The 16,381-nt window shown below is 56.8% G+C and carries 13 protein-coding genes and 1 pseudogene; 10 read left to right on the forward strand and 4 right to left on the reverse strand.

Annotation, left to right across the window (positions count from 1 at the left end; genetic code table 11):
• Positions 1-4 precede the first annotated feature (4 nt).
• The 4 genes and pseudogenes from AC5I5B_RS06505 to AC5I5B_RS06520 all read right to left on the reverse strand — a co-directional run.
• Positions 5-946, reverse strand: a pseudogene (locus AC5I5B_RS06505) (recombinase family protein); the annotation flags it as partial.
• Positions 947-1,119: 173 nt separating this feature from the next.
• Complete coding sequence (locus AC5I5B_RS06510) at positions 1,120-2,496, reverse strand: aspartate aminotransferase family protein (protein WP_495752588.1); 1,377 nt, start codon at positions 2,494-2,496, stop codon at positions 1,120-1,122.
• 35 nt (positions 2,497-2,531) lie between these two features.
• The gene (locus AC5I5B_RS06515; RefSeq protein ID WP_495752589.1) at positions 2,532-4,028 is read right to left on the reverse strand and encodes an NAD-dependent succinate-semialdehyde dehydrogenase; all 1,497 of its coding nucleotides are present in this window, start codon (positions 4,026-4,028) and stop codon (positions 2,532-2,534) included.
• A 48-nt stretch (positions 4,029-4,076) separates the two neighbouring features.
• The gene (locus tag AC5I5B_RS06520; protein ID WP_495752604.1) at positions 4,077-4,670 is read right to left on the reverse strand and encodes an amino acid synthesis family protein; all 594 of its coding nucleotides are present in this window, start codon (positions 4,668-4,670) and stop codon (positions 4,077-4,079) included.
• A gap of 349 nt (positions 4,671-5,019) precedes the next feature.
• On the opposite strand from AC5I5B_RS06520, the gene AC5I5B_RS06525 reads away from it, so the two are divergent.
• The 10 genes from AC5I5B_RS06525 to AC5I5B_RS06570 all read left to right on the forward strand — a co-directional run bounded on the left by AC5I5B_RS06525 (position 5,020) and on the right by AC5I5B_RS06570 (position 16,122).
• Positions 5,020-6,336: an amidohydrolase gene (locus AC5I5B_RS06525; protein ID WP_495752590.1), complete on the forward strand. Its 1,317-nt coding sequence runs from the start codon at positions 5,020-5,022 to the stop codon at positions 6,334-6,336.
• 254 nt (positions 6,337-6,590) lie between these two features.
• Positions 6,591-8,393, forward strand: a complete 1,803-nt coding sequence (locus tag AC5I5B_RS06530; RefSeq protein WP_495752591.1) for a helix-turn-helix domain-containing protein — start codon at positions 6,591-6,593, stop codon at positions 8,391-8,393.
• 166 nt (positions 8,394-8,559) lie between these two features.
• Positions 8,560-9,552: a flavin reductase gene (locus AC5I5B_RS06535; protein WP_495752592.1), complete on the forward strand. Its 993-nt coding sequence runs from the start codon at positions 8,560-8,562 to the stop codon at positions 9,550-9,552.
• 1 nt (position 9,553) lies between these two features.
• The gene (locus tag AC5I5B_RS06540) at positions 9,554-11,068 is read left to right on the forward strand and encodes an aldehyde dehydrogenase (protein WP_495752593.1); all 1,515 of its coding nucleotides are present in this window, start codon (positions 9,554-9,556) and stop codon (positions 11,066-11,068) included.
• Positions 11,069-11,090: 22 nt separating this feature from the next.
• Positions 11,091-12,167, forward strand: coding sequence for an LLM class flavin-dependent oxidoreductase (locus AC5I5B_RS06545; protein ID WP_495752594.1), 1,077 nt, complete (start codon positions 11,091-11,093; stop codon positions 12,165-12,167).
• Between the two features lies 1 nt (position 12,168).
• Positions 12,169-12,969, forward strand: a complete 801-nt coding sequence (locus tag AC5I5B_RS06550; protein ID WP_495752595.1) for an alpha/beta fold hydrolase — start codon at positions 12,169-12,171, stop codon at positions 12,967-12,969.
• A 1-nt stretch (position 12,970) separates the two neighbouring features.
• Positions 12,971-13,360: a carboxymuconolactone decarboxylase family protein gene (locus tag AC5I5B_RS06555; protein WP_495752596.1), complete on the forward strand. Its 390-nt coding sequence runs from the start codon at positions 12,971-12,973 to the stop codon at positions 13,358-13,360.
• A gap of 146 nt (positions 13,361-13,506) precedes the next feature.
• Positions 13,507-14,340, forward strand: a complete 834-nt coding sequence (locus AC5I5B_RS06560; protein WP_495752597.1) for a transporter substrate-binding domain-containing protein — start codon at positions 13,507-13,509, stop codon at positions 14,338-14,340.
• Positions 14,341-14,401: 61 nt separating this feature from the next.
• The gene (locus AC5I5B_RS06565) at positions 14,402-15,376 is read left to right on the forward strand and encodes an amino acid ABC transporter permease (protein ID WP_495752598.1); all 975 of its coding nucleotides are present in this window, start codon (positions 14,402-14,404) and stop codon (positions 15,374-15,376) included.
• Entirely contained in the window at positions 15,373-16,122 is a 750-nt protein-coding gene (locus tag AC5I5B_RS06570; RefSeq protein ID WP_495752599.1) for an amino acid ABC transporter ATP-binding protein, read from the forward strand. The genes AC5I5B_RS06565 and AC5I5B_RS06570 overlap by 4 nt, the downstream gene beginning before the upstream one ends.
• Positions 16,123-16,381 lie beyond the last annotated feature (259 nt).

Raw genomic sequence — 16,381 nt, forward strand, 5'->3', positions numbered from 1 at the left:
AAAAATATCGGGGGCGCTTAAATGCTTTTTGGTTACGCTCGTACTCGTCCGAACTGATATAACCCTCATGACGGCCCCGGATCATTACCTCACAGGTGCCACCCGGCTTGCCATGCCCATAGCTGCGACGTGCTCGTCCATCAACGATGGCAGTCCGCTTCTCGCTCTTCCCATAGACGTAGACCCCGGCGTAGAAGGGGTTCTTGAGGATGCCGATTACATTGCGATAACGGACCGGCGTCCAGACGAAGTTGGTCATGCGCCCCTCATCCGACGGCCGTGGGAAGTAAATCTGATCTTTTGTCATCGACAGCAGCACCTGGCGTGCGCTTCCAAGCTCATGGAAGCGGGCGAAGATCGATCGGATCACGTCTTGCAGACGCAGATCAGGATCAAGTCCAAGCCCCGCTTCCCTATGCCAAATGTAGCCGAACGGAACGGAAAGTCGCAATTCGCCGCGCCGCGCTTTCGATCTGGCGGCATCCAGCATGCGGGCTCTCAGCACGCCCAGTTCGAACTCGCTGATACTGCCCTTCATTCCCAGCAGCAGGCGATCATTGGGCCGACATGGCTTGTAGATACCGTCGTGATCTATGACACGGACCTCAACGAGGCCGCATAGTTCGAGCAGATGGTGCCAGTCGCGGCCGTTACGTGCGAGGCGTGAGGCGTCGAAGCAAAAAACGGCACCAACTTTGCCGCCGCACAACAGGGCGACGAGACGATCGAAGCCGGCGCGCGCGACCGTTCCGCTGGCAGAGCGTCCCAGGTCGTCGTCGATCACCGCGATGTCGCTGAAGCCGCGTTGTCGCGCCACGTCAACAAGATCATATTGCCGTCGCTGGCTTTCCAGATTGGTCATAACCTGCGACTGCGTGGATTGCCGCACATAAACGACGGCCTTGCGCGCGAGCAGCGCTGTCGGAATCAAATCAGTGCTGGTCATCGTTGATCTCCTCGACGACCAGACCGGCCGCCTGCATTAACAGGCAAGCCAGAGTTGATACTGCCTTCTTGCGATCCTTGTCGCTCAGTCCGTCGAGCGTTCGGGGTTTGAATATCAGGTCGAGCAACGACGCCGAAGGCGTGGCAGCTTGTCCGTCAGCAAGGAGATGTCATTCAGCGACCAACCACGAACTCGATGGCGCTGACTGCAGCCTCGACGACGGTATCGGCCTCTTCCTTAGTTAGGCAAAGTGGTGGCGCGAAACCTAGGATATCCCCTTGTGGCATGGCGCGACCGATGACACCGCGTTCCAGAAGTGCAGCGGCAATCTGTGGCCCGATCTTTTTCGCCGGATCGAAGAAGGCGCGATCGTCCTTGTTCTCGACAAATTCGATAGCCGCCATCAGTCCATCGCCACGCACCTCTCCGACATTCTTGTGATGCCCGATAGCGTTGGCCAATTCAGCGCGGAGATAAGCACCGGTGGAGCCTGCATTTTCGACGAGCCCTAGTTCATCGATCAATTCAAGATTGGCAATGCCGGCGGCCGCACAAATTGGGTGCGACGAATAAGTCCATCCATGGCCGATAGCTCCAAGTTCGTCTGAACCCTTGACCAGAACCTGCCAGACCTTGTCGGAAACGATCGTGCCGGAAAGCGGTGCGTAAGCAGAGGTCAGACCCTTTGCGATCGTAATCAGCGCTGGCTTCATAGCGTAGTGATCGGACCCGAACATCGTGCCGAGACGGCCAAAGCCCGTGACCACCTCGTCGGCGACAAGCAGGATATCGTACTTATCAAGCACGGCCTGGATCTTCAGCCAGTAGCCGGCCGGCGGCGGCACGATGCCGCCGGTGCCAAGGATCGGCTCGCCGATGAAGGCGGCAACCGTATCCGGTCCCTCCGCAAGAATCATTTCTTCCAGCTTGTCGGCGCAATATTGCGAAAACTGTTCCTCGTCCATCGAGCGGTCAGGGCGGCGGAAGAAGTAGGGCGCTTCCGTGTGCAGAACCGGCGCACGCGGCAGGTCGAACGCATTGTGGAAAAGATGTAGGCCGGTCAGCGAGCCGGTCATGACGCCGGATCCATGATAACCGCGCCAGCGCGAGATGATCTTCTTCTTTTCCGGCCGACCCAAAATGTTGTTATAGTACCAGATCAGCTTTATGTTGGTTTCATTGGCATCGGAACCGGAAAGCCCAAAATAGACACGACTCATGCCTTCCGGCGCCCGGTCGATGATCATTTTTGAAAGCGTAATGGAAGCATCCGTGCCATGGCCGACATAGGCATGATAATAGGCAAGGTTCTTGGCCTGCTCGGCAATCGCATCGGCGATCTTCTGGCGGCCGTAACCAACATTCACACAGTACAGACCGGCAAAGGCATCGAGACTTTTTTTGCCGTTTGTGTCGGTAATGTAGACTCCTTCGCCGCCGGCGATGACGCGTGTCGGCGCCTCGCCGCGGGCATGCATGCCCATATGCGTGGAGGGATGGAAAAAGTGGTCGCGGTCCCAGGCAGTGAGTTCGTTGCTTCTGTCGGACATCGTCTTTTCCTTTTCTGTTTCATGTGGCGCCGGGATCAGGCAGCCGTATCGATGCAGAGATATTTGAGCTCGGTGAAGGCCTCTATGCCGTGACGCGAGCCCTCGCGGCCAAGACCGGATTGTTTCCAGCCACCGAAGGGAATTGGGCCGCCGGTGATCTTGACGCGGTTGACTGCCACCATGCCGTACTCCAGCGCGCGGGAGAGCCGCATCTGGCGGGCGCCATTTTCGGTGACGATGTAAGCGACGAGGCCGTATTCGGTATCATTGGCGCGGGTTATCACCTCCGCTTCGCTGTCGAAGGCCGTGACGGCGGCGACCGGGCCGAATGTTTCTTCACGCATGATCAGCGCATTGTCCGATACATCTGTCAAAAGTGTAGGCTCATAAAATAGCTGGCCAGCCTTATGGCGCTTGCCGCCGGTCAAAAGCGTAGCGCCGCGTTTTAGTGCATCGGCAACCTGCTCTTCGACCTTGGCAATGGCGCGTTCATGCATAAGCGGGCCTATTTCCACGGCCGCCTCAAGTCCGTTGCCAACCTTCAGCGCCTCGATGCGAGTCTTGAAGGCCTTCGCGAAAGCATCAAGCGTCGGCCGCTCGACATAGATACGGTTGGCGGCGAGGCAGTCCTGGCCGGAGGTCGCGAATTTCGCGTTGATGGCGATGTCCACCGCCTTGTCGATATCGGCATCGGCAAAGATGATCAGAGGCGCGTGGCCACCCAGTTCCATCACCAGCCGCTTCATGGTTGGCGCGCATTGGCCGGCAACCAGCCTTCCGATCTGCGTGGAGCCTGTGAAGCTCATGGCCTGAATGCGCGCATCTGCGTTCATGCGTCCGGCAATGGTGGCAGCGTCGCCCGTCACGACGTTGAAAACGCCTGCCGGAATTCCGGCACGATGGGCCAACTCTGCCAGTGCCAGTGCGGAAAGCGGCGTTTCACTGGAGGGGTGAGCGATCACGGTGCAACCTGCCGCCAGTCCGGCCGCGGCCTTGCGGGTAATCATGGCGCATGGAAAATTCCACGGCGTGAGAATGCCGACGACGCCCAGTGCCTCGCGCCGTACAATCATTTCGGCATTGGGCAGATGGCTGGTCACACCCTCTGCGTTGATGCGTTTTCCCTCTTCCGCATACCATTCGACGAATGAAGCGGCATAGTCGATTTCGCCTCGGGATTCGTCGAGCGGCTTGCCCTGTTCGAGGGTAATCAGCAGAGCCAAGTCTTCGCGTGCATCGAGAATGAGCCTGTGCCAGTCGCGCAGAATATCTGCCCGCTTTTGCGGCATAACGTCCCGCCACGAAGGGAATGCCGCTGCCGCCGCCGAAATGGCTCCCGCGGTCTCATCGGCATCGAGTGAGGTTACCCAGGCGATCGGTTCAGCCGTCGACGGGTCGGTTACCTGGAAGCTTTTACCATCACGGCTCGCGATCCATTGGCCGCCTATATAGGAGAGTTCGCGCAAGAGACCGGGATCGCTCAGTCTGGAAAGTGCGTGGTGAAAAACAGTCAAAGCATATTCGGCGGTCATACCTGCCTCCTCTTGGTACGGGTGTGATCGATGCACTGCCGCGTTGTTCTAAGCCCGGGCAGCGTCCTCGGCTTCCATCTCGGCGATGTCTTGGAAACGGTCGGCGATGCGTGCATGCGCGCGTCCATTGTCGGATGCGCCGATAGCAACAATGATCTCGTCCTGCCCCGGTGCATCGGCGATCTGGAAATTCGCCGTCAGGAAATGTGAACGTTTGCCGTTTTCGCTCTTGTGCATCATCGGCAAGGCAAGCAGGGCACCTGGTGCATTTCGGGTATTGGCAAACTCAAGATAATTCGTTCCGCCTATCGCATTTCGAAAAGGATTGCCGAACCGCAACGTGTGGATCATCGCAGACGCGTGTTCGATTTCACCGTTGACGCCGACGGCTGCGGCCTTGCCGCAGGCCTCGATCTTGTCCGAGGGCATCTGACGAAGGAGACGACAGGTCATTTCATGGCTGAGATCGCTCGCAATGCGGATGATTTCCGGGCGAAGGTTTTCGACAAAGCCGCGACCGGCCCACGGGTTCTGTATGATGGCGGCGACCACGACGATGTTGACCGGGCGAGGTGCGACTTTGCCGCCTTCGATGATCGTTTCCTCAAGGAAGGTGCAAATTTTTCTGATGCCGATGGTCATGTGAAACGCCGCCAATTGGTTGAACATGTTCGCAGTCTAGGGCGTGTCGCCGGGCCATATCTTCCGCAGTATCGAGGAAATCGAAGAATACGGTTCCTGTAATTGGTAGGAGCCGTAGCGTGGCGATGTCCAACGGCTGATGTGTTCAAGGATCGGGCGAGGGTGAAGACCAGAGTACACGGCATGCCTCATATAAAGGCGCTTAGCTTGATCAGGAGAAAAAATTACGCCCCTTGTCCTCTGTCTCGGAGAATGCCCGGGCGAAAGGGCATCCCCATCATGACCCGGTCATTAATGTCGGGAAAAACCAAAGGGGAACCGAATGAAGATGAGACCCGCAAACACCGCCTTGCTGTTTCTTGCCTTGCAACTGGGCGCAGGCCCGGCGCTTGCCGATGGCAAACATGTCGATGCTCTGATCGAGCAGAAATATCCTGCACTGCAAACAATCTACCGCGACATTCACGCCAACCCGGAACTTGGTTTTCATGAAATGCGCACGGCCAAATTGCTGGCCGGGGAACTTCAAAAAATTGGTTTTGACGTAACGCTCGGGCTTGGCGTCGAATCCAGTGTCGTTGCCGTTTTGAAAAATGGCGATGGACCAACCATCATGTTGCGCACGGAGTTGGACGCTCTTCCCATGGAGGAAAAAACGGGGCTGGAATATGCCAGTCGTGTTCAGGTGCCAGCAACGCAATGGCCCGGACATACGGACAGTTCTGCCAAGGTGTTCGTGGCTCACAGTTGCGGGCACGATGTCCACATGGCAGCTTGGCTTGGTGCCGCGCAGATGCTGGTGGACATGAAAGACCAGTGGCGCGGAACTTTGCTGCTGGTGGGCGAACCTGCCGAGGAAATCGGCGGCGGTGCAACGGCGATGCTGAAGGCTGGTTTGTTCGAGAAGTTTCCGAAACCTGATTTCGGCTTTGCAGTCCATATCAATTCCGATCCTTCCGGCAAAATCACCGTCAAGGATGGAGCGTTCAGCGGAAATTCGGATACGTTCGATCTCACATTCAAGGGCCGGGGAGCGCATGGCAGTGCGCCGCATCTTTCTATTGACCCAATCGTTATCGGCGCCCGTTTCGTGACCGATATTCAGGCTGTCGTCAGCCGTGAGAAAGACCCGCGCGAACCCGGCGTCATCACCGTAGGCAGTTTTCAGGCCGGAACTGCCGGAAACATCATTCCCGATCAGGCGAAGCTGAAGCTGACGATGCGTTCCACATCGCCGGAAACACGCAAGCTGCTTCTGGATGCGATGCATCGTGTGGCGGATAGCGCCGCCAAATCGGCAATGGCACCGGATCCGGAGTTCTTGCGCATCGGCGGCGGTGCCGTCGCAGGCGTGAATTCGTCTCAGTTGATCGAGGATTTAAAGCCATCGCTGGATGTGTCGTTTACGGACATCACCTACGTTCCTGCGGCCGTAAAGCCAAATCTGGGTGTAGAGACATACCCGGAGTTCATCGAGGCAGGCGTTCCCTCCATCTTCTACTGGATTGGTGCAAGCAGCCCGGCGCAGATCGAAAAGGCCAAGCTGGAAAACAAGCCTGTCCCTGCCAATCACTCGCCACTGTTTTCGCCTGATGCCGACGTCGCGATTCGCACGGGTGCGAAGGTGCTGGCGCTTTCGGTGCATGAAAAAGCCAAGGTAAACTGACGCTCGCTATAGCTTAGCTTGGTTTTTCAGGGTCGGACGGTGCTTTGCTGGTTTCGCGACAGGTGCGCCGTCTGACCCACGGCTTTATGAATAGCGCATATTTGAGCGTTTGCTCATTGTCATGGCATTGATCATCGGCGGCTCTCTCCATACTTTGCTTCTGAGTAAGAGAAGTTGAAATATTTCTCTGAAACAGAGTAGACTAGCGTCGCGTGTCCGCGCATTGTGTTTGACGAATGTCAAAGGCGGGTGTGTTGGATCAGAAGTCTCAAATATTGTCGCTTCGCGATGTAGCAAGCCAAATCAACAGTGTTGGCGACCTTCAGACAGTGCTTCAGCACCTCATCGACGCCGCTTGCCGTCATGCTCATTGGGCGCTGGGATCGATTATGGGAATCGATGCGGCGCATGGTGATGCCTACGTCATTGCCCGCTACGATCCGACGTTGATCGACCGGCCGTTGCCGGAAAAATGGCAGCTAGCGACAAGCCCGTCACTCATCGCATTGCAGCGCAACGAACCCGTTTACATTCGCGATGCCCGCGAGTCCGACGAATTTCCCGGTTACCGAAAAGAGGCGTTCGAGCGCGATTACCGTACAGTGCTGGTGATCCCGATGAACTGCAACGATGCTGCTGGCCGACCGATGGTTCTCAGCGTCATCGCGCGGCAGATCACCGATGTTTCGGACGCCGACCTCGCCTTTCTCGGCACCATCATTCACATGGGTGCCATCGCGGTAGAGCGGGAACATCGGCTGGAGGCTGAAAAACGCACAGCCCAGCGTCTCGATCGTGCCTTGAATTCCCACACATCGTTGCTTGAGCACGTTTTGCGGGATGGGTCGGTGGCACCGCTTTCCGCGATGGTTGACAAAATGCTGCCCAATCCCACAGTGGTTGTGGATTTTACCGCCAATCAGGTCATTTCCGGTCGCCCCCCGAATGAGATGTATACCGAAGCCAGCTGGCAACATGCTGTCCTCGGCAGCCTCGCCAAGCCGTTGATGAAGGCAGCGCGCGACGCGGTCGAGCGCGGGACCGCGGACGCTGCGACCTTGTTTCTGGACGATGGCGTTCAACGTTTCAGGATCACGACACGGATTGAGGCCTTGATGGTGGATAATCAACTGGTCGGAGCCTTGATCATCTTTCCGACCTCGCGCGAGTTCAGCGAACTCGATCTCCTGATGCTCGATAGCGCCAAATTCGCGCTGAGCGTTCAGATGATGCGAAGCTTCATCCGCTTCCGTTTCGAGACCAGAACACAGACCGAACTTTTCTTCGAGATCGTCGAGGGGCGTTGGCGCAATGTCGGCGATATCGCTCAGAGAGCGCAGCGACTGGGTATGAATTTCTCGATACCGCAGCAGATGATCGTTATCGACTTTCCGGAAAAGACCAAGGCTTTCGGGGGCGCGTCTGTCGATGTCGAACATACCTTGTCGCGCATCATGCTCCAGTCGGCGCTTCCGGTAAATCTTATCGCGACCGATGGCGGCGTGGTATGCCTCATTCCCTATGATGTCAGCAAGCGCCAGGAACGCACAACCAAACTGACGCGCCGTATCTCCGACGCGCTTGGCCGATATTTCGATGAGGCGCCGATTGTGGTTGCCGGGAACCGTTGTGCCGGGCTTACCGATTATCCGGCGGCTTGGGAGCGGTGCAGCCGCATGATCCGCATCGGACGTTCTTTCGGATTAACGGGGGCCGTCTCTACGCAGGACTTTGGTCCTCTGCCGATGCTGGTTGCCGCATCGGAAGCCGGTGATGTCCGCAGTTTCGTTGAAGAAAGCGTCGGTGCCATCGCGGTGCATGATCGGGAAAACGGCACACCCTATCTGGAAACACTGTCCACCTACCTTCAGGAAAGCTGCCGCAGTCAGGCATGCGCTGATTCTCTTGGCCTGCACGTCACGACGTTGCGTTACCGGCTGTCACGCATTCAGGAACTCTTCGGCATAGACGTGGAGACTCCGGACAAGCGTTTTGCCGTCGAGCTGGCAATTCGCCTGCATGGCGTTATCGACAACAGCGCTGCCGCCGAAAAGTGATCGAATTCCACGTCAAAACAGACGCCGGAGAGGCCGTTTTCCCGGCATTTTTCGCCTCCTATGCTTCGCAGGAGAAGTTTTCCAGACAATCCTCAGAAGTCGAGGAAGAATGGCTGTGCATGCCGCGATAGCCTTCTTTCAACGACAATAAGAGGAGGCGATCAGGATGACGGACATAGTGGCGCTGGAGAATGCTTCCATTGACCCTGTCGCGCTGCGGCGTGCCTTCGGAACCTTCGTCACGGGCGTGACTGTCGTGACCACGCTCGATGCGGATGGAACTCCGCGGGGCATGACGGCCAACTCCTTCACCTCGGTCTCGCTGGACCCGCCGTTGCTGCTCGTGTGCGTGGCAAAGTCTGCCTCCAGCTATCAAGCTTTCACCAGTTCCGGCTGTTTTGCCGTGAATATTCTGCATGAAGGTCAGATCGACGTTTCCGGCACCTTTGCGTCCAAATCGCCCGACAAGTTCCAGTCTGTCACCCATGATCGTATTCATACCGGCGCACCCGTTCTGACCGACAGCCTCACATGGTTCGATTGCACGACCTACAATTCGGTCGATGCCGGTGACCACACGGTTCTGATCGGCCAGGTGCGTGCCTTCGGCACCAGCCCGACAGCACCGCTCGGCTTTTGCCGCGGTCGCTACGCCAGCGTGAAAGACCCGCTGCCGAGTGGATGGCTTGCCTCGCATGGCATGATTATCGGATATCTCATCGAGGCGCGTGATGGCCTTCTCCTTCGTTCGGACGGCAAAGGCGGCTGGGTCCTGCCTTCGGCACGTCGGCGAAAAGCCGACAGCCAGCTCGTGGTCGATGGCGGCGATGCGCTTCGCCTTCTTCCTGAGAACACGTTCCTTTATTCCGTCTTTGACGTTGCAGACAGCGATCCGGGTTACCTTGTCTATCGCGCCAGACTGGCAGGTGAACAAGCTGGTATCGCGCTTCCTGCCGACCTGCGTTTCTTTTCCATCGAGGATCTCCCTTACGAGGCGATCGCCACCCATGAAATGCGGTCCATGCTGCGACGTTACGTTCGTGAACGGCAGGCGGGTCGCTTCGGTATCTACATGGATTCCGATGATGGCGGCCGTGTCGCAATGATCGAAGGCGAAGCCCAAACCTGGCTCCAGGCCTCCCAAGACCAAGGACAATGATATGAAGACGACAGTCAATTCCATCGAAGGTTCACGCCAGGAGCTTTTCATCGGCGGCCGTTTCGTCGCTCCGAAGAACGGCAACTTCATCGAAAGCTACGACCCGACGACTGGCGCGGTCTGGTATGAATTTGCAGAAGCTGACGCCGACGATGTTGCGATTGCTGTTGCTGCCGCAACCGATGCTTTCCGTAATCCCGTCTGGCGGCGTATGACGCAAACGGACCGGGGCGCGCTGCTGCGCAAACTCGCCGAACTCGTTCGCGCAAATGCCGATACGCTCGCCGAAATAGAGACGCGGGACAATGGCAAGCTGCTGAAGGAAACGCGCGCGCAGATGCGTGCCATGCCGGACGCCTTTCATTATTTCGCTGGCATGGCCGACAAGATGCAGGGTGATACGATCCCGATTAACCGGCTCGATACGCTGAACATCAACCTGCGCGAACCGCTTGGTGTTGTTGGCATGATCACGCCGTGGAACTCGCCGCTGATGTTGCTGACAGGCACACTCGCACCGTGTCTTGCAATCGGCAACACGGTCGTCATCAAGCCATCCGAACATGCAACGGCATCGACGCTGGCGCTTGCCGAGCTTATCCACGAAGCAGGCTTTCCCGCCGGTGTCGTCAATGTGGTCACTGGCACTGGTAAAAGCGCTGGTGAAGCGCTCACGCGCCATCCAGGCATTTCGAAATATGTCTTTACCGGCAGCACCGTCACTGGGCGACGGATTGCTGGCAATGCTGCACAAAACCTCGTGCCATGCTCGATGGAGCTTGGTGGGAAGTCTCCGCATGTCGTGTTTGGCGATGTGGAGATCGAACATGCCGTAAACGGCGTTGTCTCGGGTGTGTTCGCGGCTGCTGGCCAGACCTGCGTTGCCGGGTCGCGCTGCTTTGTCGAGGCCAGTATCTATGACAAATTCGTTGAAGCGCTCGTGGCCCGCACCCAACAGATACGTGTCGGTCTTCCCACTGTCGAGGATACCGATATCGGCCCGCTGGCGCTCGCTGACCAGCTTTCCAAAGTCCATTCCTACGTAGCATCGGGCGTGAAAGAAGGGGCAAAAGTGGCAGCCGGTGGCGGCAGGCCGCAAAAAGGAGAGCTTGCGCCCGGCGGTTGGTACTTCGAGCCGACAGTGATGGTGGACGCCCAAAACGACATGACCTTCATGCGGGATGAAATCTTCGGTCCCGTGGTCGGCATAATGCCGTTTCGCGACGAGGCGGAGATGATCTCGCTTGCCAACGACACCCGCTACGGTCTTGCATCGGGAATATGGACGAAGGATATCGACCGCGCCTTGCGGTTCGCAAACCAGATCGAGGCAGGCACGGTGTGGGTCAATACCTACCGCTCTGCCTCCTTCATGTCGGCAAATGGCGGCTTCAAGGAGAGCGGCTACGGGCGTCGTGGCGGTTTCGAAGTCATGCAGGAATTTTCGCGGTTGAAGAACGTCATCATCGACTATTCGGGTTCGATGCAGGACCCATTCGTCATTCGCCTCAAGTAATCAAATATCGAAAGGCAGCACCATGAAGTTCGCGGTCTCTCTCTCAATGGAACGTTTCTCACCCGATGTTCCGATGGAACGGGTGAAGAACAACCTTCTCACTCTGGCGCGCCTCGCAGACGAGGGCGGGTTCGAAGCACTCTGGACGGCGGAACATCACACGCTGGAATGCACGATTTCTCCTAACCCCTTCCAGACCCTGGTGTGGCTTGGCCAGCATACGGACCGTATCCGGCTTGGCACCTCCACATTGGTTGCACCTTACTGGAACCCCATCCGTCTCGCGGGCGAATCTGCACTATGCGACCACCTGACAAACGGTCGTCTGGAATTTGGTATTGCGCGCGGTTCCTATCAGTATGAATTCGACCGGATGGCCGGCGGCATGCCGCAGCAGGAAGGCGTTGCCTACATGAAGGAGATCGTGCCAGCGGTGAAAAAGCTCTGGTCCGGCGACTATGCGCATGACGGCCACTACTGGAAATTCCCTGTCACCGCTGCCGTTCCCAAGCCACTGCAGCAACCGCATCCGCCCATCTGGGTTGCTGCGCGTGATCCGGGATCGTTCGACTGGGCGATTGCCAATGGCGCCAATATTCTCTCGACCCCGCTTTCTGCACCGGCTGCTGAAATTCAGGTGCTTGCCGACAAGTTCAACAAGGCTGTTTCCGACCATCCGGAAGTTCCACGTCCGCGTTTCATGATGCAGCGCCGCACCTGCGTCTACGACAAGTCCGATGGCTGGGAATTGGCTGTTCAGCACAGCATGGATTATGGCCGTGCCTTCGAAAACCTGATGCAGAACATTGGCAATGTGCAAGACGGTTTCCCTGAGGCTGTTCCTTACGAAGCTGTGAAGGGCAAGGATAATTATAATCCGGAAAACATCCGCAAAAACCTGATGTTCGGTACACCCGACGAGGTTATTGAAAAGCTGTTGGTATATGAGGCAGCTGGCGTCGACCAATATTGTCTGGGCCTCACCTTCAACCTGCCGTTCGAACTGCAAAAGCGGACGCTGGAACTGTTTGCCAATGAAGTTATGCCCTTCTTCGCAGCCCGCGAAAAGGATGTACAGCGAACCGCGGCGGCGGGTTGAGATGGCAAATCTCCAGCGCCATACCGTCGCAGACGTAACGCTCAACTACCGCATCGATGGCAGCGGCGAGCCGCTGGTCTGCATCCATGGCGTCGGGTCCTATCTGGAGGCGTGGGACGGTGTCGTGGAACGTCTTAAGGACAGTTTCACGATCCTGACCTTCGACCTGCGCGGCCATGGCCATTCCAGCCGGGTGAAAGGGCGTTACGAGATCGACGATTTCGTGCATGAGGCGCTGGCGCTGGCCGACAAGGCGGGATTTTCCAGTTTCAATCTCGCAGGTTTTTCGCTGGGGGGGCTGATCGCACAGCGTTTGGCACTGACGCATCTGTCTCGGCTGAAAAAACTGGTGCTGCTATCGACTGTGGCTGGTCGGACACCGCAAGAGCGGACGCGGGTTCTGGAACGTTTGGCAGCACTTCGCGAGGGAACGCCAGCCGCCCATCACAACGCATCCCTTTCGCGTTGGCTGACCGAGGAGTTTCAGGAGCGCAACCCCACAATCATCGAACGGTTGCGGCAGCGCGATGCGGAAAATGATCCGGATTGTTATGCCTCTGCTTACCGCGTGCTTGCGGAAACGGATTTCGGCGGGTTTCTCGATCAGATCCGTTGCCCGACACTGATCGCAACAGGTGAGGACGATGCCGGATCGAACCCACGCATGGCGCGCTATATGCATGAACGCATTCCAGGCTCTGTTCTCAGCATTCTGCCGGGCTTGCGACACTCCATTCTCATCGAGGCACCCGGCACTGTCGCTGACCTCATTCGAAACTTTGTAAAGGGTGAGGAGAACTGAAATGGACGAAGCGTTGAGAAAAAGCGGCGAGGCCGTCAGGCGCAAGGTTCTGGGTGATGAGTATGTCGATCGTGCCATGAATGGCGCCGACGACTTCTCGGCTCCGTTTCAGGATGTACTCAATGAATATTGCTGGGGTAGCGCCTGGACTGACGAAGGGCTTGAACTGAAGCAGCGCAGCCTTCTCAATCTTGGCATGCTGGTGGCTCTCAACCGTATGCATGAATTCGGTATCCATGTTCGCGGCGCCATTCGCAACGGTTTGACCGAAGACGAACTTCGGGCAGCAATCATGCAGATCGCAGTCTATTGCGGCATACCCGCTGGCGTCGAGGCATTCAGGGTCGCTCGCAGTGTCCGCGATGAGATGCAGCAGAAGGGGGAGCTCTGACTTCCGCTTTTTCAAGGAAGAAGCAGTCTGTCGTTGCTGGAAATTGCAGGAAGACTAAAACGGCTTTCAATTTCAACATGCCATCACGATGCAAGGAAAGGCACCGTGCTTGAACCTAAAAATGAACAAAAAAAGGGAACCGTCACATGAACAGACTGACAAAGATTACAGCCGTTACAGCGTCGCTCGTCGTGGCCTTGGCGGCCCTTCCAGCCAATGCCGGCGCGGTGCTTGACCGCGTGCTTGCGGCCAAGACGCTCAAGGTCGCAACCGATGCGAACTGGGCTCCGCAATCCTTTATGAACGACAAGAACGAACTCGACGGTTTCGATATCGACGTTGCCAAGGATATCGGGCAGCGTCTGGGAGCCAAAGTCGAATTCGTGACCCCGGGATGGGACATCATCACGGCCGGAAACTGGGCGGGCCGATGGGACATGCATGTTGGTTCTATGACCCCGACCAAGAAGCGCGCCGAAATCTTCGATTTCCCGGCTGTCTATTATTACACGCCAGCGAGCGTTGCGGTGCACGAGGACAGCAAGGCAACGAAGTTCTCCGATCTGGACGGCAAGGTTGTCGGTACAACGGCAACTTCCACGTTCGAAGCCTATGCCAAGGGCGAGCTGACGCTCGATGCCGCCGGCGCGCCTGCTTTCAAATACGAGTTTAAGCCCGGTGAAGTGAAGTCTTACGCAAACTCCACCACCGCATTCGACGATCTGCGTCTGGGTGATGGCAAGCGTCTTGACGCCGTCGTGTCCTCCCTGCCCAGCATTCTCGACGCGGAGAAGGCCGGCTATCCGATCAAGACACTCGGTGAGCCCGTGTTTTATGAGCCGCTGGCGATTGCCATCGAACGCGGTGACAACGAGTTCAACGACAAGATCGCCGAAGCGGTGAAGGCCCTTAAGGCCGACGGCACGCTCAGCAAGCTTTCCGTCAAGTGGTATGGCGTCGACTATACGGTCGTAAAGTAAGTACCGCATATCGCGACGATCCGGGCAACCGGGTCGTCCTTGCTGCCGGAAGGGACGTCAAATGCTTTATCCCGATACAGTCGAGTCAGAGGTACTCGTCCACAAACCCTGGTTCATCGCCACATTGTTTATCGCGGTGCTGGCGATATCTCTGATGGTGGATCTCAGCGCGACGATGATGGGGGAACTGATGCGCCCTGTCATCGGCGATCCCGCAACAAGCGGTGTTTATGGCCGGTTCGCAACGGCGTTCGTAATCGCTGTCCTGTTCGTGCTGAATGTGGTGCTGATCGGTTTCGCATCGCTGAGACTGCAAATCGCCATCGTTTGGCTGGAGCTTCTCTGCCTCTTCCTGACATTCTTCGCGACGTTTCATCTCAGCCTGCCGTTCATTGCGGAAAAACTGCCCTTCATGATCAGCCAGGGGTTGGTCACCACGGTCTACGTCTCGGCCATTTCCATCGTCATAGCATCCGCGATTGCGATCCTCGGGGCAATTGCCAAGCTCTCGACCAATGGCTTTGCGTATGCGATCGCGAGCTTCTACACGTCGTTCTTTCGTGGCCTGCCACTCTTGATGCAGGTTTATCTAATCTATCTCGGACTGCCGCAGCTCGGCTTCGTCATCGATGCCGTGCCCGCCGGTATTCTGGCGCTTTCGCTCTGCTACGGTGCATATATGACGGAAATTTTCCGCTCCGGCATTCAGAGCATCGATCGCGGCCAATGGGAAGCATCCCGGTCGATCGGCTTCGGATTCGGCCTCACCATGCGCAAGATCATTCTGCCGCAGGCGTTGCCCGTCATCATTCCACCCACTGGAAATCAGTTCATCTCCATGCTGAAGGACAGCTCGCTCGTGTCCGTCATCGGTGTCTGGGAACTTATGTTCCTCGCACGCACGCTGGGCCAGAAGACATTTCAGCACATGGAAATGCTGATTTCCGCCGCCATGCTTTACTGGGTCATGTCGATCTGCCTTGAGCTTATTCAGTCCCGCATCGAGCGGCACTACGCCAGGAGCAAAGTCCGATGAATAATGCCAAGATCATCGAAGCGAAGAACGTCTCCAAGTGGTACGGCACGTTCAGGGTGCTGACTGATATCAACCTCACCGTCAGCAAGGGCGAACGCATCGTCGTGTGTGGCCCGTCCGGTTCCGGAAAATCGACGCTAATCCGCTGCTTCAACCGGCTTGAGGCGCATCAGGAGGGCGACATCACGGTCAACGGTATCACTCTGCACAACAAGATGCGCAATGTCGGCGACGTCCGCAAAAATGTCGGCATGGTGTTCCAGCATTTCAATCTCTTCCCTCATATGACGGTGTTGATGAACTGCATGGTCGGACCGATGTGGATCAGAGGCGTTTCTGCAGCAGAAGCCAAAAACACCGCCCAGAAGTTCCTTGAGCGCGTCCGGATTCCCGAGCAAGCAAACAAATACCCGATCCAGCTCTCCGGCGGCCAGCAGCAACGCGTTGCCATTGCGCGGTCACTGTGCATGGAACCCGCCGTCATGCTGTTCGATGAGCCAACTTCGGCGCTAGACCCGGAAATGGTATCGGAAGTGCTTGATACGATGACAGGTTTAGCTCGGGACGGAATGACAATGGTATGCGTCACACACGAAATGGGATTTGCGCGTGCGGTTGCGGACAGGGTCATTTTCATGAATGCCGGCCAGATTGTCGAGGAAGGTTCTCCCAACGACTTCTTCACCAATCCCCAGCATGAGCGAACGAAGCTGTTCCTGAGCCAGATTCTCAAGCATGGAGAGTGAAGATGATGAGTATGTGTCGTTTGACATTTAATCGTGAGACTCCGATTCAAACGAAATCATATACTTAGCACTGCACATAATTTGAGATTTGACACTTAACTCGAGTTTTCGATCAGCTCTTGCCACCTAATTTGAGATTCGTCACGATATTCATTACGAACATCTCGTTCGTGACCTTTGCAAATCTCAAAGATTACGGACGGTTGGTAATCCCCCCGTTCTTAGCGGGGCTTGGTCGTAGAATTCACGCGGCCATTTT

Source organism: Agrobacterium sp. (genome assembly GCF_059499945.1).